21 protein-coding genes and 1 pseudogene are annotated in these 22,976 nt (G+C 77.9%); 11 read left to right on the top strand and 11 right to left on the bottom strand.

Annotation, left to right across the window (positions count from 1 at the left end; all coding sequences use genetic code 11):
* A pseudogene (locus tag FHN55_RS23020) lies at positions 1-290 on the top strand (asparaginase); the annotation flags it as partial.
* Positions 291-403: 113 nt separating this feature from the next.
* Entirely contained in the window at positions 404-691 is a 288-nt protein-coding gene (locus FHN55_RS21890; RefSeq protein WP_218974924.1) for a DUF4190 domain-containing protein, read from the top strand.
* Between the two features lie 34 nt (positions 692-725).
* On the opposite strand, the gene FHN55_RS21885 is transcribed toward FHN55_RS21890, so the two are convergent.
* Positions 726-1,228: PH domain-containing protein (locus FHN55_RS21885; protein ID WP_218974923.1), on the bottom strand; the 503-nt coding region annotated here is incomplete at its 3' end.
* Between the two features lie 142 nt (positions 1,229-1,370).
* Complete coding sequence (locus FHN55_RS21880) at positions 1,371-1,964, bottom strand: PH domain-containing protein (RefSeq protein ID WP_139714525.1); 594 nt, start codon at positions 1,962-1,964, stop codon at positions 1,371-1,373.
* Positions 1,965-2,197: 233 nt separating this feature from the next.
* Here FHN55_RS21880 and FHN55_RS21875 point away from each other — a divergent pair, with 233 nt between their 5' ends.
* Complete coding sequence (locus FHN55_RS21875; RefSeq protein WP_139714524.1) at positions 2,198-4,432, top strand: bifunctional diguanylate cyclase/phosphodiesterase; 2,235 nt, start codon at positions 2,198-2,200, stop codon at positions 4,430-4,432.
* Here the strand turns inward: FHN55_RS21875 and FHN55_RS21870 are convergent.
* The 3 genes from FHN55_RS21870 to FHN55_RS21860 all read right to left on the bottom strand — a co-directional run bounded on the left by FHN55_RS21870 (position 4,384) and on the right by FHN55_RS21860 (position 7,955).
* The gene (locus FHN55_RS21870) at positions 4,384-6,012 is read right to left on the bottom strand and encodes a DUF4153 domain-containing protein (RefSeq protein WP_139714523.1); all 1,629 of its coding nucleotides are present in this window, start codon (positions 6,010-6,012) and stop codon (positions 4,384-4,386) included. The genes FHN55_RS21875 and FHN55_RS21870 overlap by 49 nt on opposite strands.
* A gap of 84 nt (positions 6,013-6,096) precedes the next feature.
* Positions 6,097-7,170 (bottom strand): cell wall metabolism sensor histidine kinase WalK, encoded by a 1,074-nt coding sequence (locus FHN55_RS21865; protein WP_139714522.1) that lies wholly within the window; start codon positions 7,168-7,170, stop codon positions 6,097-6,099.
* Positions 7,167-7,955, bottom strand: a complete 789-nt coding sequence (locus FHN55_RS21860; protein WP_218974922.1) for a response regulator transcription factor — start codon at positions 7,953-7,955, stop codon at positions 7,167-7,169. Before FHN55_RS21860 ends, FHN55_RS21865 begins: the two co-directional genes overlap by 4 nt.
* A 158-nt stretch (positions 7,956-8,113) precedes the next feature.
* Here FHN55_RS21860 and FHN55_RS21855 point away from each other — a divergent pair, with 158 nt between their 5' ends.
* Together FHN55_RS21855 and FHN55_RS21850 are read left to right on the top strand one after the other, a co-directional pair.
* Positions 8,114-8,548, top strand: coding sequence for a hypothetical protein (locus FHN55_RS21855; RefSeq protein WP_139714521.1), 435 nt, complete (start codon positions 8,114-8,116; stop codon positions 8,546-8,548).
* A 94-nt stretch (positions 8,549-8,642) separates the two neighbouring features.
* On the top strand, positions 8,643-9,920 hold the full coding sequence (locus tag FHN55_RS21850; protein WP_139714520.1) for a cysteine desulfurase-like protein: 1,278 nt from the start codon (positions 8,643-8,645) through the stop codon (positions 9,918-9,920).
* Between the two features lie 19 nt (positions 9,921-9,939).
* Here the strand turns inward: FHN55_RS21850 and FHN55_RS21845 are convergent, their stop codons facing one another.
* Positions 9,940-10,932: a DMT family transporter gene (locus FHN55_RS21845; RefSeq protein WP_139714519.1), complete on the bottom strand. Its 993-nt coding sequence runs from the start codon at positions 10,930-10,932 to the stop codon at positions 9,940-9,942.
* 70 nt (positions 10,933-11,002) lie between these two features.
* Here FHN55_RS21845 and FHN55_RS21840 point away from each other — a divergent pair, with 70 nt between their 5' ends.
* From FHN55_RS21840 to FHN55_RS21830, 3 genes are all read left to right on the top strand, one after another.
* On the top strand, positions 11,003-11,905 hold the full coding sequence (locus FHN55_RS21840) for a LysR family transcriptional regulator (RefSeq protein WP_139714518.1): 903 nt from the start codon (positions 11,003-11,005) through the stop codon (positions 11,903-11,905).
* A 5-nt stretch (positions 11,906-11,910) separates the two neighbouring features.
* Complete coding sequence (locus FHN55_RS21835; protein WP_139714517.1) at positions 11,911-12,963, top strand: LLM class flavin-dependent oxidoreductase; 1,053 nt, start codon at positions 11,911-11,913, stop codon at positions 12,961-12,963.
* Between the two features lie 70 nt (positions 12,964-13,033).
* Positions 13,034-13,411 carry a hypothetical protein gene (locus FHN55_RS21830; RefSeq protein ID WP_139714516.1) on the top strand — a complete coding sequence of 126 codons (378 nt, stop codon included), beginning with the start codon at positions 13,034-13,036 and terminating at the stop codon, positions 13,409-13,411.
* An 84-nt stretch (positions 13,412-13,495) separates the two neighbouring features.
* Here FHN55_RS21830 and FHN55_RS21825 read toward each other — a convergent pair whose 3' ends face one another.
* Positions 13,496-14,092: a DNA polymerase III gene (locus FHN55_RS21825; protein WP_139714515.1), complete on the bottom strand. Its 597-nt coding sequence runs from the start codon at positions 14,090-14,092 to the stop codon at positions 13,496-13,498.
* A gap of 176 nt (positions 14,093-14,268) precedes the next feature.
* Here FHN55_RS21825 and FHN55_RS21820 point away from each other — a divergent pair, with 176 nt between their 5' ends.
* Complete coding sequence (locus FHN55_RS21820) at positions 14,269-15,849, top strand: ATP-dependent DNA ligase (RefSeq protein ID WP_139714514.1); 1,581 nt, start codon at positions 14,269-14,271, stop codon at positions 15,847-15,849.
* Between the two features lie 39 nt (positions 15,850-15,888).
* Here the strand turns inward: FHN55_RS21820 and FHN55_RS21815 are convergent, their stop codons facing one another.
* The 3 genes from FHN55_RS21815 to FHN55_RS21805 all read right to left on the bottom strand — a co-directional run bounded on the left by FHN55_RS21815 (position 15,889) and on the right by FHN55_RS21805 (position 20,959).
* Positions 15,889-16,935 carry a hypothetical protein gene (locus tag FHN55_RS21815; protein WP_139714513.1) on the bottom strand — a complete coding sequence of 349 codons (1,047 nt, stop codon included), beginning with the start codon at positions 16,933-16,935 and terminating at the stop codon, positions 15,889-15,891.
* Positions 16,936-17,118: 183 nt separating this feature from the next.
* Complete coding sequence (locus tag FHN55_RS23365) at positions 17,119-19,104, bottom strand: serine/threonine-protein kinase (protein ID WP_218974921.1); 1,986 nt, start codon at positions 19,102-19,104, stop codon at positions 17,119-17,121.
* 127 nt (positions 19,105-19,231) lie between these two features.
* Entirely contained in the window at positions 19,232-20,959 is a 1,728-nt protein-coding gene (locus FHN55_RS21805) for a serine/threonine-protein kinase (RefSeq protein WP_139714512.1), read from the bottom strand.
* A 168-nt stretch (positions 20,960-21,127) separates the two neighbouring features.
* Here FHN55_RS21805 and FHN55_RS21800 point away from each other — a divergent pair, with 168 nt between their 5' ends.
* Entirely contained in the window at positions 21,128-21,778 is a 651-nt protein-coding gene (locus FHN55_RS21800) for a LysE family translocator (protein WP_180358011.1), read from the top strand.
* A gap of 18 nt (positions 21,779-21,796) precedes the next feature.
* On the opposite strand, the gene FHN55_RS21795 is transcribed toward FHN55_RS21800, so the two are convergent.
* Positions 21,797-22,165: an STAS domain-containing protein gene (locus FHN55_RS21795; protein ID WP_139714510.1), complete on the bottom strand. Its 369-nt coding sequence runs from the start codon at positions 22,163-22,165 to the stop codon at positions 21,797-21,799.
* 239 nt (positions 22,166-22,404) lie between these two features.
* Here FHN55_RS21795 and FHN55_RS21790 point away from each other — a divergent pair, with 239 nt between their 5' ends.
* Positions 22,405-22,896 (top strand): nucleotidyltransferase domain-containing protein, encoded by a 492-nt coding sequence (locus FHN55_RS21790; protein ID WP_180358010.1) that lies wholly within the window; start codon positions 22,405-22,407, stop codon positions 22,894-22,896.
* The last annotated feature ends 80 nt before the right edge of the window (positions 22,897-22,976 follow it).

Genomic DNA, 22,976 nt, shown 5'->3' with positions numbered 1-22,976 from the left:
GCAACGCCACCGCGGCCGTCGTGGCGGCGGTGCGGCGCGCCACCGCCGCGGGTGCGCCGGTGGTGCTCACCACCCGCGTGCCCGACGGGCCGGTCGTGGCCTCCTACGGCGACGGCGGAGGCGGTGCCGACCTCGTCGCGGCCGGGGCCGTGCCGTCGGGCCTGCTGCGGGCGGGACAGGCGCGGGTGCTGCTCGCGGTGCTCCTGCGCGAGGGGGCGTGCACCGGCGGTGACGTGCGTGCGGCGGTGTCGGAGCAGGTCCGCCGCCGGGGGGTGCCCACTCCGTCCTGACGCGCCCGAGGCGGTCGGCTGCACCTCGGCGCGGCCGCTGGTGCTCCAGGCACCGGCTGCGCCACGATGCGCTGCCCAGCACCGCCCGCAGCGTCCTCGTCCAGGGAGACACCGTGTCCCAGCAGCCCACCCAGTACGGCTACGGCACCGCCCCCGTGCAGCGCCCCACCGAGACCATGGCGATCCTCGCCATCGTCTTCGCGTTCGTGTTCTCGCCGCTCGGCATCGTGTTCGGGATCATCGGGCGCAAGAACATCGACAGGAACGGCAACAGCGGCCGCGGGCTCGCGACCGCCGGCATGTGGCTCGGCATCGTCTTCACCGCGCTCGGCGTGCTCTACGTCGTCGGGCTCATCGTGCTGATCTCCGTCGCGGCCACCAGCGGGTCGACGGCCCCCTGACCCTCAGCCGCGGCTGCTCCCGGTCCGGAACGNNACCTCGGGGGGCACCCCCGGCAGCTCCAAGCGCGTGCCGTCGGTGAGCACGGCCGTCGGCCAGGTCTCGAAGCGCCGCGCCGGCTCGACCCCGCTCACCTCGTCCCACCCGACGCGGCGCTCGCGGCGCCCCGAGGTCACCGCGACCGCGTCGGCGTCGACCACCGTGCGCGTCTGCGCGGACCGCCCCCAGCGGAGCACCGCGCACCCCGCGGCGAGGACGAGGAGCGCCTCCCAGGGCACGCCGGTCAGGCCACCGCCCGTCAGCACCTGCCTGGTGAGGGAGCCGCCGTCGGCCGCGAACGCCCAGACCACCGCTCCGAGCGCGACGACGAGGCCGGTGGCGGGGACCAGGACGCTGAGGAGGCTCCTCAGCCGCCGCTGGACCGCTGCCGGCAGCACCGACAGCAAGGGTGACGCGGGGAAGACCTCCAGGGGGACGCCGTAGCGGCCGTGCAGCGCCACCAGGGCGGCCGCGCGCTCGTCGTCGTCGGTGGAGCCCACCGGGTGATCATGGCGGGCTCCGCGCGGGGGTCGCCAGGCGGCGGTGGGCCAGACGAGGCCGGACGTGGAAACCGCGCGCGGGTCCCCGGTCCTGCAGTCCTCCCGCCGTGGTCGGCGGGAGCACGACCACTCCTGCCGACCCTCAGCCGCCGCTGCTCCCGGTCCGGAACGGGCCGTCCCAGCCGCCGTCCGCGTCGTCGTCACGCGACCTCGCGGGCGGCGGCTGCCGCGTGGCGGCGCCGAGCACCTCCGCCAGCCGTGCGGCCACCTCGGGGGGCACCCCCGGCAGCTCCACGCGCGTGCCGTCGGTGAGCACGGCCGTCGGCCACCACGCGAAGCGCCGCGCCGGCACCACGGCGGCGACGTCGTGCCACCCGATCCGCCGCCGGCCGCGCCCGGAGGACACCACGAGCCCGTCACCGCCGACCTCCGTGTGCGGCGCGCCCGAGCGCACCCACCGCACCAGCCGGAAGCAGGCCCCGACCAGCAGGAGCACCTCCCACGGGACGCCGTCCAGCCCGTCGCCCGGCACCGCGGTGTCCACCAGGCTGGCGCCTTCGGCCACGAGGGCCCAGACGAGCACCCCGAGGACGACGACGGCGACGAGCCCGCCCAGCAGCCACCGCGCCACCGCAGGGAGTGCCGCTGCGGCCGGCTCGGTGTCCGGGTGGACGCCGTAGTGGCCGTGCAGCGCCACCAGGGCGGCCGCGCGCTCGTCGTCGTCGGTGGAGCCCACCGGGTGATCATCGCGGGATCCGCGCGGGGGTCGCCAGGCGGCGGTGGGCGGACGGGGCCGAACGTGGGAACCGCGAGCCGGTGCCCGGGGCGGGCTCGAGTTCTGCGCCCGGGTGTCGATGCCAGGGGTGCGAGCTCGACGGACGCGGGCTCGAGCACCACCGGGAGGACCACCATGGGGTTCCACGTCCGCCGGGTCCTGCAGGGCCCGGCGCACCAGCAGCAGGGCGCGGCGTGAGCGCTGAGGTCGTACCGCTCTCGCTCGTCGCCACCGCGGGGCGGGCCACGCCCGCGCAGGAGCGCCTGGTGATGCGGACCCTGCTGGACGCCGGCCTGGCCGCCTCCGACCCGCTGCTCGTGGTGGAGGTCCCCTCCGCGCCGCGCCGCGGCCGGCGCGCCTCCGCGGTGCCGCTGGAGCAGGCGCGCGTGCTGTGGGCCAACCGCTCCTGCCACGACCTGCTGCGCGCCGGCGCCGGTGAGCTCGTCGGGCGGCCGGTGGTGCGGCTGCTCGCGCCGCTGGGGCCCGACCAGCTGCAGCCGCAGGTGCTGCGCCGCGGACGGCCCGGCCGGTCCCACGTGGAGGTGCTCACCGCCGACGGCACGCTGGTGCCGGTGCTGATGCAGGCGCTGCCCGCCTCCACCGGCCGGACGTGGGCGCTGTCGCTGGCGCCGGTCGGCACCCCCGCCGAGCGCGCCGCCCAGCAGCGCGCCGGCGCGCAGGAGCGGCGCTTCGCGGCGCTGGTCGAGCACAGCCCCGTGCCGACCATCATCTCCGAGGCCGGTCTGCGCCTCGCTCACGTCAACGACGCGTTCTGCGACCTGCTCGGCGAGGCCCAGTCCGACCTGCTGGGCACGGCCTGGGTGGACCGCGTGGCCGATGACGACCTGCCCGCGGTGCTGGAGTGCGTCGAGCGGGCCCTCGGCGGTGCGCCGTCGGCGGGGGAGGTGCGCCTGCGCCGCAGCGACGGCCAGCAGCGCTGGGTGCACCTGCGCCTGTCGCCCACCGCCAGCCCCGGCCACGGCGCCGGCTTCGTGGGCACCGCGGAGGACTTCACCGACCGGCGCGCCTTCGAGGAGCGGCTGGCCCACCAGGCCCGGCACGACGCCCTCACCGGGCTGCCCAACCGCACCGCCCTCGTGGAGGCCATGACCGCCCGCCTGGCACCCGCGGCCGGCGGGAGCGCCGCTGCGGCGGGCTCGTCCATGACCTGCGTGTTCCTCGACCTCGACAACTTCAAGGTCATCAACGACAGCCTCGGCCACGACGCCGGTGACCGCCTCCTCGTGGCCGTCGCGGAGCGGCTGCGCTCGGTGGTGCGCGCCGGCGACGTGGTGTCCCGCTGGGGCGGCGACGAGTTCGTGGTGGTGTGCGACGGCGTCCCCGACGAGCCGACGGCGCTGGCCGTCGGCGAGCAGCTGCTGGACCGGCTGCGCGAGGGCGTGGAGCTGGACGGCGTGCGCCTCGACGTCGCGGCCAGCGTGGGCGTGACCCGCGCCACCGACCGCCACCGCACCCCCGACGACGTCCTGGCCGACTGCGACATCGCCATGTACCGCGCCAAGCGCGCCGGCCGGGACCGCGTGGCGCTGTGCGACGAGGCCGCCCGGACCCACGCGCACGAGAGGCTCGTGCTCACCCTGGAGCTGCGCGAGGCGCTCGCGGCGGGCCACCTCACCGTGGAGTACCAGCCGGTGCTGGACGTCGCCGACGCCGCTGACGGCCCGGAGCGCTGCGCACTGCCTGCGGTGGAGGCGCTGGTGCGCTGGCGCCACCCGCAGCGCGGACTGGTGCCGCCGGACCTGCTGGTGGAGACCGCGGAGGCGAACGGCCTCATCGACGCGGTCGGGCTGTTCGTGCTGCGGGAGGCCTGCGGGCAGGCGCTGCGGTGGGACGCCGAGCTCGGTGACCTGGCGCCGCGGGCCGTCAACGTCAACCTCTCCGCCATCCAGCTGTGCTCACCCCACCTCGTCGACGACGTCGCCGCGGTGCTGGCGCAGACGGGGCTGCCGCCCGAGCGGCTCTGCCTGGAGGTCACCGAGACCGCCCTGATGCAGGACGGCGACGCCGCCAGCGCGCGCCTGCTGCGACTGCGCGCCATGGGCGTGCGGATCGCCCTGGACGACTTCGGCACCGGGTACTCCTCCCTGGCGCGGCTGCGCACCCTGCCGCTGGACTCGCTCAAGGTGGACAGGTCGTTCGTGCTGGAGCTGTCGCAGGGGCACCCGCAGGTCGCCTCCGCCGTCATCGGGCTGGCCCGCAGCCTGGGGCTGGTGGCCGTGGCCGAGGGCGTGGAGAGCAGCGAGCAGGCGGCGGCGCTGCGGGCGCTGGGCGCCCAGCAGGTGCAGGGGTGGTTGTACGCGCGGGCGATGGCCGCGCAGGAGCTGGTCGCGTGGCGCCGCGGCGAGCAGCACCCGCCGGGTCAGCCTCCCCAGCCTCCCCAGGCGCCCGAGGAGCACGCGGGCAGCTGACCGGAGCGCTGGGCGGCGGCGAGCTGCGCGGCGCGGGCGCGCGAGGCGCTGGCGGACGGCCACCCCTCGCCGTCGTCCTGCGGGTCCGCCAGCGCACCGGTGAGCCGGGCGAGCACGCACGGTCCGTCGGCTCCGAGGGCGCCCGGGCGCCGGCGCAGGGCCTCGGCGACCACGGGGCCGGCGTCGGCCGACAGCGTGGCCAGGTACCGGGTGTCGGCGTCGGGGCGGGCCAGCTGGGCGCGGGCGATCGCGGCGTCGGGGTCGGCGGCGGTCAGGGCGAGCAGGCACGCGGCGGCCACGGCCACCGCGGCGTGCGGCACCCACGGCTGGCGGCGGCGGCGCTGCCAGCGCGCCCCGGCGACGAGCAGCAGCACCAGCAGCCCGGCGAGCCCGGCGCAGACCACGGCCACGCCGATGCGGAGCCGGGTCAGGCCGTAGGCGTCCACGTAGGCGCGCAGGTCCGCCAGCGCCGCGGCGTCCAGGCCGAGGGACAGCAGGCACAGCAGCGCCAGGGCGGCGCGCGGCCCGGCCGTCATGGGCGTCCACCGCACCGCCAGGGCGACGACGGCGAGCACCAGCGCCGTGGCGACCACCAGCTGCGCGAACCCCGCGTGCACCTGCCCGGCCAGCGTGGCACCGGCGGTCTGCGCGACCCCCGGGGCGGTGAGGCGCACCAGCAGGAACGACGCGAACAGCGCGTCGAGGGCGCCCAGCGGCAGCAGCCACTCCACGCGGCGGGTCAGGGCCGGGCGCGGCGGCCGGCCGTCGACGGCCGCACGGCCGTCGGCGGCGGGGTCGCGGCGTGCGGAGTCCCACGCGGTGCGCAGCGCCGCCGAGACGGCCACCGCGGCGAGGGCGAACACGACGACGCGGCCCACCACGAGGTCCGGGCGGGAGCCGAGCAGCGCTCGCACCAGCTGCGACGCAGCGTCTGCGAGCCAGGTGCCTGCGCTGCCGGTGAGCGCGTCGAGCAGGGCGGCGAAGCGGGTGTCGGCGCTGGACAGCAGCGGGACGAAGACCACCAGCAGCACGGCCGTCAGCGCCGCCGCGCGCGTCGACGGCACCAGCCACGGCCACCGCTGCGCGCCCCGTCGGGGACGCGCCGCGCGCAGGAGCAGCAGGCGGCGCACCCCGCGGGCTGTCCACCCGGCGCCGGGGCCGATCCGCGCCAGCGGGCGCACCGGGGCGAGGACCACCGCGCTCCACGCCCGCCGCGGGCCGGCGGGCGCCAGCGCCAGGGCGGCGAGGGCGAGCGCGGCGAGCAGGTCCAGCGCCACCACCCACCCGGCGTCGCGCAGCGCCGCGGAGCTCGCGAGGAGCACGGCCGCCGTGCCGTGCACCCGCTGCCAGCCCGTCGGCCGGGCCGGTCGGTGGACCACCAGGACGGCGACGGCGACGGCCAGCGCGAGCACCGCCAGGCCCAGCCCGGGGCGCTCACCGACGAGCACGCGGGCGGCCAGCGCCGCGACCGCGGCGACCGCCAGGAGCGCCCGTGCCGGGGCGGCGGGTGCGTGGGGGAGCAGGTCCCGGCCCGGCCTCGGGAGCGGTGCCGGGGCTTCGGCGGGGGCGGGTGCGGGCACGGCGGACCTCCGGGGGGCAGGCGGGTGGTGGCCCCCGTGGTGGCCGGGTGCCCATGATCACGGGGAGCGGGTGGAGCGGCGGGGTCAGGCGGGGAGGGTGACCACCACGCGGCAGCCGCCGGAGGGCTGCAGGCCGGCGGGGCCGTCGTCGGGGTCGGCGATGCGCACGGACCCGCCGTGCAGGTCCACCACCCACCGCACGATCGCCAGGCCCAGGCCGCTGCCGCCGGTCTGGCCGGCGGAGCGGGCGCGGGAGGTGTCGGTGCGGGCGAACCTGTCGAAGACGCGCTCGCGGTCGGCGGGGTCGACGCCGGGTCCCGCGTCGCGCACCTCGAGCACCACCCCGGGGCGCTCGCCCGGCGGTGCCGCCCTGCCGGTGACGCGCACCGCGGAGCCGGCGGGGGAGTGGCGGGTGGCGTTGTCGAGGAGGTTGGCGAGCACCTGCGCGAGGCGCTCGGGGTCGGCGTCGAGCACGAGGCCCCCGCCGTCGTCGTCGCGCTCCTCGACACCGACCACCACGGCCACGTCGCGGCCGAGCGCCGCGCACTGCGCCCGCGCCTCGGCGGCGGCGGCCTCGAGGAGGTCGCGCACCACCACCGGCCGCCGGTGCAGGGGCACCTCGCCGGCCTCGAGGCGGGACAGGTCCAGCAGCTGGGCCACGAGGCGCGACAGGCGCTGCGTCTGGGCGAGGGCCACCTCCAGGGCGGCCGGGTCGGGCTCGGTGACGCCGTCGGCGAGGTTCTCCAGCTGCGCCTGCAGCGCGGTGAGCGGGGTGCGCAGCTCGTGGCTGGCGTCGGCGACCAGGCGGCGGCGCTGGGCGTCCGTGCGCTCCAGCTCCGCGGCCATCGAGTTGAACGCCGCGGCGAGCTGGCCCACCTCGTCCCGGCCGGCGGGGCTGACGCGCACGCCGTGCTCGCCGCGGGCCATGCGCCCGGCGGCCGCGGCCATCTCCCGCAGCGGGGCGGTGACGCCGCGGGCCAGCAGCTGGATGACCACCACGGACACCACCACGGCGATGACGAGGGAGTAGCGCATGCGGAAGCCCTGCAGCAGCAGGAACGCCCCGCCGGCCAGGCCCGCCACCACCGAGCCGAGCACCACCGCGCCGAGCTTGGCCTTGATCGACGTCACCCAGGCCAGGGGGCTGTCCAGGCTCACGGGGTGGACGCCGGTCCGGGGAGGGCTCCGGCGTAGCCGACGCCGTGGACGGTCCTGACGACGTCGTCGCCGAGCTTGCGCCGCAGGGCCGCGACGTGGCTGTCGACGGTGCGGGTGGTCGTCGACGCCTCAGCGCCGCCGCGACGGCCGTCGAGGTCGCGCCAGCCCCAGACGTCGGTGAGCAGCTGCTCGCGCGAGACCACGGCGCCGGGGCGCTCCGCGAGGCGCACCAGCAGGTCGAACTCGGTGGGCGTCAGGTGCACGACGTGCGCGCCCCGGTGGACCAGGCGGGACTCGACGTCCACCGCGACCTCGCCCAGGCGCAGCCGGGGGGACTGCCGCGCAGCGGCGCCCGTCGTCGTCGGGGCGGGGGTGGAGCGGGCCGCGCGGCGCAGCAGCGCCGCGACGCGCGCGGACAGCTCGCGGGGGCTGAAGGGCTTGGTGAGGTAGTCGTCGGCGCCCAGGCGCAGGCCGAGCACGAGGTCGGCCTCGTCGTCGCGGGCGGTGAGCATGAGCACCGCCGCGTGCAGCGGGTCCGGGCCGGACTGGATCCGGCGGCACACCTCGTAGCCGTCGAAGCCGGGGAGCATGAGGTCGAGCACCACGAGGTCGGGGCGCACCCGCTGGCACACCGCGACACCGGCCGGGCCGTCACCGGCGAGGGTGACGTCGTGGCCGTCGGCGCGCAGGCGCGCGGCGACGGCGCCGGCGATGGCGGGCTCGTCCTCCACCACGACCACCTGCGCGCGGCGGGTGACTGGTGGGGGCTGCTGGGCGGTGACCACGTCCCGAAGGCTAGGGACGCGGGCGCGCCGGGTGGCGGACGCGCTGTGCCGGAGGTGTGGAGGAGTCGTGCAGGCGCCCGGGTCGTCATGGGCAGGCGCGAGTGGCACGCTGCGACGCGGCAGCCGTGGGGGTGGGTGCCGCGAGGGGGCGGGTCACGATGACGTGGGACGAGCGCCGGCGCCGCGAGGAGCAGCTGCGCCGCGAGGAGGAGCGCCGCCGCACCGACGCCGAGCACCGGCGGCGGGCGCTGGAGGAGGCCGAGCGGCGCCAGGTCGACGAGCAGCGCCGGCGCAGGGAGCGCGAGGACGAGGACCGCCGCCGCCGCGACGAGCAGGAGCGGCTGGCGCGCGAGCGCGCGCACCGCACCGAGAGCGACCGGCTGCGGCGCGCCGCCGAGGACGAGGAGCGCCGCTGCCACCGCGCGCTGCGGACCGCCCAGGACCGGGTGCTGGCGCTGGAGTACCGCTGCCGCGACTTCCCCGAGCTGCTGGGGGAGCTGGCCGCGGCGCGGGTGGAGGCCGACGTGGCCCAGGAGCGGTGGCAGCGCGCCGACGCCGAGCGCCGCCGCTGGCCGTCCCCCTGGCCCTGGTGACCGCCCCCGCCCGTGATCATGGGCGGTCGGCCACCTCCCGGTGCCCCGGGGACCTGGCCGTGGTGGCGCTGACCGCGGGGGCCAGGATGCTCGGGTGACCGCCGCCAGCCAGGCCGCCCGCCCCTCCGCGCTCGACGTCGACGCCCTCCGCTCACGCTTCCCGTCCCTCGACCCGGCCGGGCCCGGCGCCGGGTGGGCGCTGTTCGACGCGCCCGGCGGCACGCAGACGCCGCGCGAGGTCGGCGAGGCCGTGGCCGCGGCGCTCACCGGGCCGCTGTCCAACCGCGGGGCCACCTCCCCGTCGCAGCGCCTGGCCGAGAGGTGCGTCGCCGACTTCCGTGCCGCCGCCGCCGACCTGCTCGACGCCGACCCCCGCGGCGTCGTCCACGGCCGCTCCGCCACCGCCATCACCTACGACCTCTCCCGGGCGCTGGCGCGCACGTGGCGGCCGGGTGACGAGGTGGTGCTCTCCCGCCTCGACCACGACGCGAACGTCCGCCCCTGGGTGCAGGCCGCCGAGCGGGCGGGCGCCGTGGTGCGCTGGCTCGACCTCGACGCCGAGACGTCCGAGCTGGTGCTCGACGACGACGGCGAGGCGCCCGGGCTGCGCGGCGTGCTCTCCGAGCGCACCCGGCTCGTCGCGGTCACCGGCGCCTCCAACCTCCTCGGCACGCGCCCGCCGCTGCGCCGCATCGCCGACGCCGCCCACGCCGTGGGCGCCCTGCTGTGGGTGGACGGCGTGCACGCCACCGCGCACGAGCTCCCGTCGCTGCGCCGGTCCGGCGCCGACCTCTGGGTGTGCTCGCCGTACAAGTTCCTCGGCCCGCACTGCGGCGTCCTCGCCGCCGACCCGGCCCTGCTGGAGACCCTCCACCCCGACAAGCTGGTCCCGTCCACCGACGCCGTCCCGGAGCGCTTCGAGCTCGGCACGCTGCCCTACGAGCAGCTCGCCGGGGTCACGGCGGCCGTCGACGCGCTGGCGGGGCTGGTCGCCGCGCCGGGGACCCGGCGGGAGCGCCTCGCCGCCTCGAGCGCCGCCGCCGAGGCCCACGAGGACCGGCTGCGCGGGCGCATCGAGGCGGGGCTTGCCGAGCTCGCCGACCGCGGCGCCGTCGTCGTGCACTCCCGCGCCGCCGACCGCACGCCCACGCTGTACTTCTCCACCCCCGGCCGCGACGCCGCCGCCGTGTCCGCGGCGCTCGCGGAGCAGCGGGTGCTCGCGCCGGCCGGCTGGTTCTACGCCGAGGAGCCCTACCGCGCGCTGCAGCGGGCGGGGGCGCTGGACGGTCCCGGCATCCGCGTGGGCACCGCGCCGTACACCTCCGACGAGGACGTCACCCGCCTGCTCGACGCCCTGCGCGCCGCCCTCTGACGACCCCACCCCTCCGTGATCACGGACGGGGGGTGCGGGGGCGGGGCCAGCGCCTCTGGACCAGCAGCACGCTCACCACCACCACGAGCGCGCCCACCGGCTCGTTCCAGGTGATCCGCTCGCCCAGCACCAGCACACCGGCCAGCACTCCGACCACCGGCGTGAGGTACGTGACGCTCGAGGCCGCCAGCGAACCCCACTCCACCAGCACGAACGTGCTCCAGACGTAGGCCACCCCCGTGCCCAGCACCCCGAGCCCCACCAGCGCCAGCACCGGCGCGACGCCGACGCCGCCCAGCGGCCCACCGCCCGCGACCAGCTGCGGCACGAGCACCGGCGAGAGCAGCAGCCCGAGCACCGCCGCCGACCCCACCTGCCCGGCCGCGACCGCCAGCGCTCCGTGCCCGTGCCGGCCGGTGACGAAGCGCCGCATCCACGCGAAGCCCGCGCCGTAGCAGGCGGTCGCGCCGAGGCAGGCGAGCTGCGCGGGCACCGAGGCCGCGAAGGAGGCGTCGCCCACCACGCGCCAGAGCCCCATGACGACCGCGACGCCCACCACCCCGAGCGCCACCCCGGCTCCCTGGCCGCGCGTGAGCCGCTCGCTGCGCACGGCCGCGGTGACGGCCAGCGCCGTCCAGATCGGCGTGGTGGCGTTGAGGATCGCCGACAGCCCCGACGGCAGGTGCTCGCCCGCCCACGAGAACAGCAGGAACGGCGCCAGGCACAGCAGCACCCCCACCACCGCGAGGTGCCCCCACAGCCAGCGCTCCCGCGGCCACCGGGTCCGCGAGACGACCACGAGGACGGCGAGCGCCGCCGCCCCCAGCACGATCCGCCCCACGGCGACGCCGCCCACGGTGAAGCCACCCAGCGCCACCTTGATGAGCAGGAAGCTGCTGCCCCACGTGAGGGCCAGCGCCGCGTAGGCGGCCAGCACGCCGGCGCGGGGCCCGGCGGGGGAGCCCGGCCGGGTGGAGCGCGCCGACCGGGAGGGGGAGGAGGTGGTGCTCACGGACGTCCAGTCTGGGCAGCGGAGCGCTGCGCGTCGAAGAAGCCGGGCCGCTGAGCCATAAGATCTTCTGATGGCGGTGACCCTGGCCCAGCTGCGCGCGCTCGACGCCGTCGCGCGCCACGGCTCGTTCTCGGCAGCGGCCGACGCGCTGCGCGTGTCCCAGCCGGCGGTCTCCGGCACGGTGAAGGCGCTCGAGGCCGAGGTGGGCGCCCCGGTGCTCGACCGGCGCGCCGGGGCAGGGGCCGTGGCCCTGACGCCGATGGGGCGGGCCCTGCTCCCGCACGCCCGCGCTGCCCTGGACGCGCTGGCGGGGCTGACGGCCGCGGCCGCCGAGCACCGCGGAGCGCCGCACGGGGCGGTGCGCCTCGCCGTCGTCCCGTCGGTGCGCGCAGGGCTGGTGCCGCAGCTGCTGCGCCGCCTCGCCGAGGCGCTGCCAGCGGTCACCGTCGAGGTGCTCGAGGGTGACGACCCCGAGATGCCGGACTGGCTCGACGCGGGCCTGGCCGACGTCGCCGTCCTGGTGGACCCCGACCAGCGCGACCTCGGTCCCGGTGCCGTCGAGCTGCCGGGTGACCTGCTGTGCGCCGTGCTGCCGGCCGGGCACCCGCTCGCCGAGCAGCCCGTGGTGTCCCTGGCGGAGCTCGCCGCCGACCGGCTGCTCTCCAGCGGCGGCGGCTGCCAGGTGCAGCTGCGCGCCCTGCACCGCACCACGGGGCTGCCGTTCCGCCCCGTGGCGGAGGTGGCCGGGCTCCCGTCGCTGCTGGCGATGGTGGCGCGCGGCGACGGCGTGGCCGTGGTGCCCGAGCTCTCCGCGTCGCTCGTGCCGCCGGACGCGCGGCTGCTGCCGCTGCTGCCCGAGCTGCGCCGCCGCCTCGTGCTCACGGGGCCGGCGGCGGCGTCCGGGCGCGAGCAGCACCCCCTCGTCGGGCCCCTCCTCGCCGTCGTCGGTGCCGCGGGGCGGGGGCTAGCGTGAGCGGCGTGCCGCACCCGGGTGAGCCGCTGCGCCGGCTCGGCTTCCTCACCATCGGGACCTTCTCCGAGGACGACCCGGGCCCCGGGCACGAGGAGGTGCTGCGCGTCATCGAGCTGGGCGAGCGCCTCGGGTTCGACTCCGCGTGGCTGCGCCACCGCCACCTGCAGCCCGGCATCTCCTCGCCCGTCGCGGTGCTCGCTGCCGCCACCCAGCGCACCACCCGCATCGAGCTCGGGACGGCGGTGACCCCGCTCGGCTGGGAGAACCCGCTGCGCGTCGCCGAGGACTGGGCCACGGTCGACGTGCTCTCCGGCGGCCGCCTCAACCCCGGCTTCTCCACCGGCACCCCGATGCGCTTCGACGACGTCCGCCAGGCGCTCTACCCCGACACCGCCGACGTCGAGGACTTCTCCCACCGCCGCGGCGAGCGCCTGCTCGCGCTGCTGCGCGGGGAGCCCGCCGGCACCCGCGCCGCGCTGGGCGTCGAGGTGTTCTCCGACCGCGTGCAGCCGCACTCGCCGGGGCTGGTGGGGCGCACGTGGTGCGGTGTCGGCAGCACCTCCTCGGCCCGGTGGGCGGGGGAGCAGGGCCTGAACCTGCTGCTCTCCTCGGTGGTGAGGGCGGAGGACGGCGTCGGCCAGCGCCCGGGCGCCGGGCCCGAGGAGGACCACGCCTGGGACTTCGGCGCCGTCCAGGCAGCCCACGTGGAGGCCTACCGCGCCGGGGGAGGGGCCGGGCGCGTCTCGCAGGGCCTCGTCGTCATCCCCACCGACTCGGCCACCCCGGCCCAGGCCGCCAGGTACCGCGAGTACGCCGCCTCCCGCGACGCCCGGACCGCCAGGCCGCAGGGTCCGGCGCGGCTGCTCTTCGCGCGCGACCTCGTCGGCTCCAGCGCCGAGATCGCCGAGCGGCTCTGGGAGCACGCCGGCTTCCGAGCGGTGGAGGAGGCGGTGTTCGCGCTGCCGTTCACCTTCGCCGCCGCCGACTACGAGCAGATCCTCATCGACCTCGCGGCCTCGCTGGGGCCGGCGCTCGGCTGGTCGCCGTCGTCGTCCTGACCCTCGCAGGGGAGCGCCGCACCGCCGTGCGCGGTCGCCAGGACGGGGGGCGTGCGGCAGGGTGGGGCGGGTGACTCGCGACGGGGCGACGACGCCCCCCACCGCACCCCCGGCGCCGTCCGGTGGGCACGGGGAGTACGGCGACGTGCTGCAGCTCCTCGACCGCGCCGGCCTCGAGGCGGCCCTCACCCACGACGGCGACGAGCTGCGCGCCATCGAGGTCACGCTCGACGACGGGCAGGCCCTCGTCATCACGGAGGTGGACGGCTGCCTGGCCGCCCGCCGCGCGGAGCACCGCAGCTGGGGCGTCAGCCTCTACCCCGTGGGCGCCGAGCGCGGTGAGCCCGTCGCCTGGGACGGCGTCCCCGACGACGGCAGCCCCGGGGCGCTCATGACGCTGGTCAGCGGCGTGCTGCTCGACACGATGCGCGGTCCGACCCCACCCTGACCGTGCAGGAGACCCGCACCCGGGGGCTCCGGGGCGGGTCTCCTGCACGACGAGGCCGGCTGGCGGCCCTGTGGGGTCGCCGGCTCAGCGGGGCAGGTGCCCCAGGCGGACGGCGCCGGTCCTCGCGGCCAGGCCCAGGAGCACGGACGCGGTGGCGCGGGCCTCCGCACCGGACTGGTGCAGCGGGAAGCGCGCCAGCTGCAGCGCCGCGGCGACGTCGGGCAGCGCCCAGCTGGGCAGGTCCAGCGCCTTGCGGGCGATGGCCTCGGTGCAGTGCCACTCCCACGCCGGAGCGTCCAGGCCGGCGACCTCGCACGCCCTCGCCAGGTGCGCGGCGTCGGCCGGGGCCTGGTGCGCCACCACGGGCAGGTCGCCCACGAAGGCGCTGACGGTCTCGAACAGCTCGGTGAAGGTCTGCGCGTGGTAGATGTCGCCCAGCTGCAGCCGGTTGGCGGCCATGTGGCGGTAGTCGGCCTCGCCCAGCGCCGCGGCCGGGTGGCACAGCGCCTCGTACTCGTCGACCACGACGCCGCCGCGGACCACGGCCAGGCCGACCGCGCAGATGGACCCGGTGCGGCCGTTCCAGGTCTCGACGTCGACGGCGACGAAGTCGAAGCCGGTCAGGTCGCGCCGCTGGCGCGGGACGACCGCGGTGCGCACGGTCTCGGTGGTGCTGCTCATCAGTCGGTCGTCCTCTCGGGGCGGACACGGTCGCTGGCTGGATCGGGGACGGTCCAGCGCTGGTTGAGGGGGCGCCCTCGACCGCCATCCGTTCGCCGCAGTCCGCTCGCCCACCCGGCCGAGCGGTCCCCGCTCGCCGGCGCGCTGACCTGCTGCGGCGCTGCGACGATCGGCGGGTGCTGCTCGCCGAGGTGGTCGCCGCGTCGGCGGCCGTGGCCGCCACCCGCTCCCGCTCCGCGAAGGCCCAGGAGGTGGCGCGGGTGCTGCGCGCCGCAGCGCCGTCCGAGGTCCCCGTGGTGACCAGCTGGCTGGCGGGGGAGGCTCGCCAGCGCAAGCTGGGCGTCGGCTGGCGCACCCTCGCCGGCCGGGCCGGTGGCACCGGTGCCGCCGAGCCGCGGCTGGAGGTGCTCGCCGTCGACGACGCCCTCGAGCGGCTCGCCGCCACCTCCGGCGCGGGCTCGGCCGCGCGGCGCGAGGCGCTGCTGGACGAGCTCTTCGCCGTCGCCACGGACGCCGAGCGGAGCTTCCTCGTGCGGCTCGTCACCGGCGAGCTGCGGCAGGGCGCCCTGGAGGGCGTGGTGCTGGACGCCGTGGCCGCCGCCTCGGGCGCGCCGGCCGCCGCCGTGCGCCGCGCGGCGATGCTGTCGGGCAGCCTGTCCGCCACCGCCGCGACGGCCCTGGCCGCCGGCGCTGCCGGTGGCGGACCCGACGCGGCGGCGCACGCGCTGGGGCAGGTGCGGCTGCGGGTCGGCACCCCGGTGGCGCCGATGCTCGCCAGCCCCGGCGGCACCGTGGCCGACGCGCTGACCGCCCTGGGCGCCGACGTCGTCGTCGAGCCCAAGCTGGACGGGGCCCGCATCCAGGTGCACCTCGACAGGTCGGCGACCCCGCCGGTGCGGGTCTGGACGCGCACCCTGCGCGAGATCACCGACGGGGTGCCTGAGATCGCCGCCGCCGTGCTCGCCCTGCCGTGCGAGGCCGCGGTGCTCGACGGGGAGACCCTGGCGCTGGACGACGACGGCCGCCCCCGCCGCTTCCAGGACACGATGAGCCGCTTCGGCAGCGCGCCGGGAGCCGAGGACGACGACGCGGCGCGGGTCCTGCTGAGCCCGTTCTTCTTCGACGTGCTGCACGTGGACGGGCGCGACCTACTCGACGAGCCGCTCGAGGAGCGGCTCGCGGCGCTGGACGCGCTGCTGGCCGCGCCGGAGCACGCAGCCCTGCGGATGCCGGGGGTGCGGCGGCCCGGTGCCGCGGCCGCCGAGCAGGCGCTGGCGGGGGCGCTGGCGGACGGCCACGAGGGCGTGGTGGTCAAGGACCTCGCCTCCGCCTACGCCGCGGGTCGCCGCGGGAAGGCCTGGCAGAAGGTCAAGCCCGTGCACACGCTCGACCTCGTGGTGCTGGCCGCGGAGTGGGGCTACGGGCGGCGCACCGGGACGCTGTCCAACATCCACCTCGGCGCCCGGGACCCCGCGGGCGGGCCGCCGGTGATGGTCGGCAAGACCTTCAAGGGGATGACCGACGAGCTGCTGGCCTGGCAGACGGCCACCTTCCCGCAGCTCGCGGCCGACGAGCCGCGCTGGGGCGTGGTGCTGCGCCCGGAGCTGGTGGTGGAGGTGGCCCTGGACGGCGCTCAGCGCAGCAGCCGCTACCCGGGGGGCGTGGCGCTGCGCTTCGCGCGGGTGCTGCGCTACCGCCCCGACAAGACCGCGGCGGACGCCGACGACCTCGACGCGGTGCGCGCCCTGCTCCTCTGACCCAGCGGCAGGTGGCGCAGCCGGTGCTCCAGGGGCTGGTCAGCCCACCGGGTCGGCGGCGGGGGCGGCCGGGTCGGTGCCGATCGAGCCGGAGTCCTCCGACCCCGCGGAGCCGGAGCCGCTGCCGGTGCCCTCGTCGCTGGACGGGGCCTTCGACGGCGCCTTCGAGGCGGCCGGCGCCTCGGCGGAGCCGCTGCCCGGGGAGACGCCCGCGGCGTCGGCGGTGGCCGGCTGAGCGCTGGCGGAGGGCGCGGCCGACGCCTTGGCCGAGGCCTTGGCGGTGGCGCTCGCCACGGCCTTCGCCGGCTCCTGCGCAGCGTCCAGCGAGGCGCTGCCCGCCGCGGTGGCGTCCTGCGCGGCGTCCTGGACGGTGGCCTGCGCCTGCTGCGCAGCGGCGAGCTGCTGCTCAGCCGACTGCTGCGCCTGCTGCGCGGACGACAGCGCCGAGCGCGCCGACGCCAGCTCGGCGGCGGGACCGCTCGCGCCGAGCAGGTAGCCGACCATGCCGGTGAGCACCAGCGCGGCCGCCACCAGCAGCCACGTGAGCACCGGGGGGCGCTGGCGGCGGGGGGCCTCCTCGTAGGGCAGGTCCGCCTCGGCGTCCGCGGGCAGCGGCAGCTCGTGCGGCAGCTCGTGGGCCGCCGCGCGGGGGGTGCGGGCCGGCGCCGGGAGGTGCGCGTAGGCGTCGTCGTCGTACCAGTCCTGGGCGGGCACCTGCTCCTCGACGTACCCGTATCGCTGCGCGTGGGGGGCCCGGTCGTCGTAGCGGTCGTCGTAGCGGTCGTCGTAGCGGTCGTCGTAGCGGTCGTCGTAGCGGCTGTCGTAGCCGCTGTCGTAGCGCTCGTCGGCGTGCTCCAGCGGCGAGACCCAGCGGGTCTCGGCGGCGACGGGGGCGGTCCCCCCGGCGCGGAGGTCGCGGCGGCGGGTCGCGGGCGCCGCCAGCACGTCGGCGGCCGCCGCGGCGGTCGGGGTGCCCTGCAGCCCGAGGTCCTCCCAGGAGGGGAAGCGCGGGGTGGGCACGCGGCCCTGCTCGGGCCGTGCCCCCTCGACGAGGGCCGTCAGGTCGATCGCCCGCTCGCGTGCCACAACTGCCTCCTGGTCGTCCGCGGACGGTGGGTCCGTGATCACGACGCTAGGTCGTCCGTGAGCGGATCCGTCGCAGACACGCCGTCCGGCGGCGCGCCGCGGGAGCGCGCCGCCGGCGTGTTGCTGCAGGTGGCGACGGGTGTGGCAGATGGGACGGGTGGGGTTCGCGAGGGTCGTGGCGGCTCAGACCTCGCTGGCCGCAGCGGACGGCGCAGCGGTGGCCGGGACCGTGGTGGCGTAGTCCGCCGCGTGGGCCTGCTGCCACTGCAGCAGCGGCGGCACGAGGCTGCTGTACGGGTCGAAGGCGGTGAGGAACACCGGCTGGCCCGCCACCGTCCACGCCATGACGGCGTGCGAGGTCGAGTCCGGGTCCTCCGGGTCGTCGAAGACCTGGTAGCAGGCCGCGGTCCCGCCGACAGCACCCGACGGCGTCTTCCACGGGCCCGCGCCGCTGTTGTTGGGGCACTCCCCGTTGGTGTTGGTGTCCATCCCAGCCCAGGCGTTGAAGGCGCGGTCGCGGGTGGCCTCGTCGGGGTAGGACATGGCGTACACCTCACCGCCGGGCAGGTTGGTGCCCAGGCAGCTGACGGCCGCGGTGGCCGCGATGCCGCCCACCTCGTCGCGGTCGATCGGCTGGCAGTCGTTGAGCTCACGGGGCAGCGCCGCCAGCAGCGCCTGGTGCCACTGGTCCATCGCCGTGGTGGTCGTGGCGCCCAGCGCGGGGTTGGGGACCATCGCCGGCGGCGCGGGCGTGGCCGGCGTGCTCGGGGACGCGCTGGAGGACGAGGACGGGGACGACGACGGTGACGCGGGCGCGCTCGCGGCCGGCTCCGGCGTGCGCGAGGAGGCGGCGGCCGGCTCGTCGTCGGAGAGCGCACCCGCCGCGAGCAGGCCGCCGGCCGCGACCAGGCCGAGCAGGGCGAGGCCGCCTCCGACGATCCCGACGACCGCCCCGGGGCCTAGCCCCCTGCGCCCCTGCGGCGCCGGCTGGACGGTGTGGCCGCCCGGCTGCGGGATCGCCGGGCCGGGCTGCGGCGGGGTCGGCGCCGGGGGGACGGGCGGGGCGCCGGCCGCGGCTGCGAGCGGCGCAGGGCCGCCGTAGGCCGGTCCGAAGGCACCACCCGCGGCGCCGGCAGCGGTGCCGGCAGCGGTGGTGGCCGGCACCGTGCGGGCGGGGGCGGCCATGGTCTCGGCCGTGTCGACGCCGGGGGCCGAGCCGGCGCCGGCCGCAGGAGCACCGGGTGCAGGGGCACCGGCGGCGGCGTGCGCGAAGACCGGAGCCGCCGCCCGGGCGCTCACGGGGCTGCTCACGGGGCTTCCCGACAGCGCCTCCCGGGCCGCGCGTGCCAGGGCCGCGGCGCTGGCGTACCGGTGCGCGGGGTCCTTGGCCATCGCCGTGGCCAGCACCAGGTCCAGCGAGCCCCACGGGCCGCCCGGCGGCAGCAGGGGCACCGGCGCGGCGCGGTGGGCGTCCAGCACGCTGATGGCGCTGGCGGGACGGCCGTCCCTCGTCGTCGTGAACGGCGCGGCGCCGGTGAGGCAGTGGAACAGCAGGCACCCGAGCGCGTAGACGTCGCTGCGGGCGTCCACGGGGCGGCCCTCGATCTGCTCCGGGCTCATGCACTCCGCCGTCCCGACCACCGTGCCGACGGCCGTCAGCCCGGCCGCACCGGCCGCCGGGGAGGTGGAGCGGGCCAGGCCGAAGTCGGACAGGTAGACGAAGTCGGGCTGGTCCGCGCGGCGGCGCACCACCAGCACGTTGGCGGCCTTGACGTCGCGGTGCACCAGCCCGCGCTCGTGGGCGACCTCGAGGGCGTCGGCCACCTGCTCGACGATCCCCACCGCACGCGCCGCGCTCACCGGCCCGGCGGCCAGCAGCGCCGCGAGGTCCTTGCCGTCGATGAGCGCCATGTCGAGGAACAGCCGTCCGTCCACCACGCCGAAGTCGTGCACCGGCACCACGTGCGGGCTGCTCAGGCCGGCCACCGTGCGCGCCTCGTGCAGGAACCGCGCCCGGTAGCCCTCGTCGTCGGCGAGCTCGGGGGAGAGCACCTTGAGCGCCACGCGGCGCTCGCGGACGGTGTCGTACGCCTCGTACACCACCCCCATGCCGCCGCGGCCCACCCGCGCCTCGATGCGGTAGCCGCCGAACTGCTGCCCGATGTCCACGTCTCGCTCCTCGTCCGCGGGCCCCGCCCGCCGTCACGCCTGCTGCGCCGTCCGGGACGCCGCCCGGGTCTGGGCAGGAGGGTGGGCCGGGCCGCTTGCAGCCTGCTGGCGAGACGCTTGCGGCCGCTCAGGCCGACGCTGCGGGCGTCGAGGGCGCGGCGGCGTAGTGCGAGGCGTGCTGCTGCTGCCAGGCGTAGAGGGTGGAGAGGTCGGGGCGGCTGGGGTCGTGGACGGTGAGGAAGAAGCTCTGCCCGGTCACCGACCACGCCATGACGGCGAGGTCGTCGCCGTCGGTGGACCCGGGGTCGGGGACGACGTAGCAGACCGCCTGCCCGCGGTTGGAGCCGTCGGGAGCGCTCCACGGCCCGGAGCCGTCGGCCGAGGGGCAGCGGTCGGTGCCGCTCGGCTCCGCGGAGAGGCCGGCGTACTCGCCGAAGGCGGCGTCGCGGGCGGGTTCGTCGGCGAACTGGAGCACGTTGACGCGGGCCCCTGACAGGCTCTGGGCGGAGCAGGCGACGGCGGCCACCGCGGTCTGCCCCCCGTAGGCGTCGAGCGCGGCGGAGCGGCACCCGGTCAGCTCGCGGGGCAGCTGCTCCAGGAGCGCGGCGTCCTCGGGCAGCACCTCGTCGGCGGCGGTGGCTCCGAGCCGCGGGTCCGCTGGTGCCGGACCCCCACCGGAGGTGGCGCCGCCGGTCGCGGAGCTCGACCCGGTGGCGGTGCCGGACCCGGTCGCCGCCGACGACGAGCCGCCGCCCAGCGCGACCCCCAGCGCCAGCGCCGCCAGACCCCCGAGGACGACGACCAGCGCCACCGCCCCCAGCACGATCCCGACGACCGCGCCCCGCCCCGGCCCCCTCCGGCGCGGCGCGCCGACGGTGCCCGTGGGTGAGGCCTGCGCCATCTGGTGCTGCAGGTGCTGCAGGCCGGCGGAGCCCGGGTCCGGCTGCGCAGCCGCGACCGGCTCGGAGACGGCGGGGGTCGGAGCGGTGCGCACACCGACCGCCGTCGGCGCTGCGCCGCTGGCGGCGGCGGAGGCGAGAGCGCTGCGCGCGGCGGAGGCGAGGGCCCCCGCCGAGCCGTACCGGTCGGCCGGGTCCTTGGCCAGGGCCCGGGCGATGACGGCGTCGAGGTCCCCCCAGGTGCCGCCCGCCGGCAGCGCCGGCGGGATGGCGGTGCGGTGGGCGTCCAGCACCAGCACCTGGTTGGAGCCGGTGTAGGGAGGGCGCCCGGCGAGGCAGTGGAACAGCAGGCAGCCGAGCGCGTAGACGTCGCTGCGGGCGTCGACCGGGCGGCCCTCGATCTGCTCGGGGCTCATGTAGTCCGCGGTGCCCACCACCGTGCCGGTGGCCGTCAGGCCGTCGTTCCCCGACGTCGAGCGGGCCAGCCCGAAGTCCGACAGGTAGGCGAAGTCCGGCTGGTCAGGGCGCCGCCGGGCCAGCAGCACGTTGGCCGGCTTGACGTCGCGGTGCACCAGCCCGCGCTCGTGCGCGGTGTCGAGGGCGTCGGCCACCTGCTCGGTGATCCCCACCGCGCGCACCGGCGAGAGGGGGCCGCGCGACAGCAGCACCGCCAGGTCGCTGCCGTCGACCAGCGCCATGTCCAGGAACAGGTGCCCGTCGAGCACCCCGAAGTCGTGCACCGGCACCGTGTGCGGGCTGCTCAGGCCCGCCACCGTGCGCGCCTCGCGCAGGAACCGCGCCCGGAAGGTCTCGTCGTCGGCGAGGTGCGGCACCAGCACCTTCAGCGCCACGCGGCGCTCGCGGACGGTGTCGTACGCCTCGTACACCACGCCCATGCCGCCGCGGCCGAGCTGCGCGTCGAGCCGGTAGCCGCCGAAGCGGTCGCCGACCTCCATGCACCCTCCCGTCACCCGCCGTCCGGCGCTGACCAGGCCGGTGCGACCCGGACCACCCCGGACCAGCGCCGATGCTGCCACCCCGCGCGCGCAGGCGTCGACGGACGGGGTCGGCGAAGTCGCCGTCGACCCCTGCCGCGACGTGGGCGCCAGGGCCGGACTGCGCGGGTGCTGACCACCTCCACGGTGCTGCTCCTCCTGGCCGCCGCCCTGCCCCTGGCCGCGTTCCCCGGACCGGCGGTCGCCGTCGTCCTGGCCGTCTCCCTGCGCCACGGCCGCGCGCACGGTCTGGCCGCCACCGCCGGGGTGGAGGTGGGCAACGCCGTGCACGTGCTGGCCGCCACGGTCGGCCTGTCGGCGCTGGTCGCCGCCTCCGCCACCGCCTTCACCGCCGTGAAGGTCGCGGGGGCGGTCTGGCTGCTCTGGCTGGCGCTGAAGGCGCTCCGGTCGCGCTCCCAGGGGACGCTGGCCGACCTCAGGACCGGCGCGGCGTCGCAGCAGGGGAGCGGGCCGCTGCACCTGTCAGCGCGTCGCGGCCTGCTGGTGGGTGTCTTCAACCCCAAGACCGCGCTGTTTCTCGTGGCGTTCCTGCCGCAGTTCGTCGACCCCGCGGCAGGCCCGGCGTGGGCGCAGCTGGCGGTGCTGGGGCTGCTGTTCGTAGCTGCTGCCGCGGTGTTCGACAGCTGCTGGGCGCTGGCCGGGGCGGGCCTGTCCGGGGTGCTGCGGCGGGTGCGCCTGGTGGTGCTGGACCGCGTCTCGGCGGGTGTCTGCGCCGTGCTCGCGGTGCTGACGCTGACGGCCCGTCGCGCCACGGCCTGACAGGTCTGCCCGGCCGGCTCAGGCGGTGGCGGCGGCCACGTCGGCGAAGGGCGGCAGGACCTTGACCAGCCCGGTCATGGCGAGCAGCCGGTGCAGCTGCGCCGACCCACCGGCGAGCCGCAGCGCGAGGCCGGCGCCGTGCGCCCGGCGCTGCGCGCCCACCAGCACGCCCAGGCCCGCGGAGTCCATGAAGGGGACGCCCGAGAGGTCCAGCACGACGCCGTTGGTCGGGGTCTCGGACCCGTCCTGGCCGCGCGAGGCGGAGGTGCTGTCGATGACGTCGACGAGGAGTCCCTTCAGCGACGGGGCGCTGTAGACGTCGACCTCGCCGCTCACCGCGAGGACGCGGAACCGGCCCCGGTCGTACTTCTCAGCTGCGATCTGCACGTCGCGCCTCGCCGTCGCCTGGCCACCTCCGGCCGAGCGCGGTGCTGCTGCACGCTCGCGGTGCCGGACCGGGGGCCGACCGGATCATGGCAGGTGCGTGCGGGTCCGCGACGCGCGGGTCTCTGGACCCGGCGGGGCCAGAGCGCCCGGTGCTCCACCAGCTCCCCGGGGCGGGGCCCGCCCTCGGCACCCGATCTCCGTGGCGCCCTCGGCGCACACCGCAGCAGGATCGGCCCGTGATGACCGCCTCCGCCGCCCTCGGCCTGCTGCGCCTGTTCGAGCGCGGGGGCATCAAGCTCTGGGTCGACGGCGGGTGGGGCGTCGACGCCCTGCTCGGTGAGCAGACCCGGCCGCACGCCGACCTCGACGTCGTCCTCCCCGTCACCGACGTCCCGCGGGCGCGGCGGCTGCTGTCGGACGCGGGCTTCGCCGTCCTGAGGGAGTGGCTGCCCACAGCGCTGGCGGTGCGGCACCCCGACGGCCGAGAGGTGGACCTGCACCCCGTCACCCCGACCGCCGACGGCGGGGGAGACCAGGAGCTGTTCCCGCCCGACCCGCCCTTCCACCACGGACCCCCGACCACGGGGCTGCTCGACGGCGTGGAGGTGCTGTGCGTGAGTGCGGAGTCGCAGCTGCGCGCCCACCTGGGGTACGAGCCGCAGCCGGAGGACCGCGCCGACGCCCTCGCCCTGGCGTCGAGGTCCGGGCTGACCCTGCCGGACGGGTACTGACCTCCGCCGGGACCACCTCGCCACAGCCGATGACTCCGGCGCTCCCACAGGGTCACCATGACCGGCCGACCCACCGACCC

The sequence above is a fragment of the Streptomyces sp. NP160 genome (genome assembly GCF_006335115.1).
GTDB lineage: Bacteria > Actinomycetota > Actinomycetes > Actinomycetales > Quadrisphaeraceae > Quadrisphaera.
Note: the sequence above shows the minus strand (reverse complement) of the source record. Positions and strands in the feature narration are given on the sequence as shown.

Coding starts and splice junctions, on each gene's coding strand:
- FHN55_RS21855 (WP_139714521.1), top strand. CDS start 8,114: ATGACGTGGGACGAGCGCCGGCGCCGCGAGGAGCAGCTGCGCCGCGAG.
- FHN55_RS21790 (WP_180358010.1), top strand. CDS start 22,405: ATGACCGCCTCCGCCGCCCTCGGCCTGCTGCGCCTGTTCGAGCGCGGG.
- FHN55_RS21825 (WP_139714515.1), bottom strand. CDS start 14,092: ATGAGCAGCACCACCGAGACCGTGCGCACCGCGGTCGTCCCGCGCCAG.
- FHN55_RS21805 (WP_139714512.1), bottom strand. CDS start 20,959: ATGGAGGTCGGCGACCGCTTCGGCGGCTACCGGCTCGACGCGCAGCTC.
- FHN55_RS21840 (WP_139714518.1), top strand. CDS start 11,003: ATGGCGGTGACCCTGGCCCAGCTGCGCGCGCTCGACGCCGTCGCGCGC.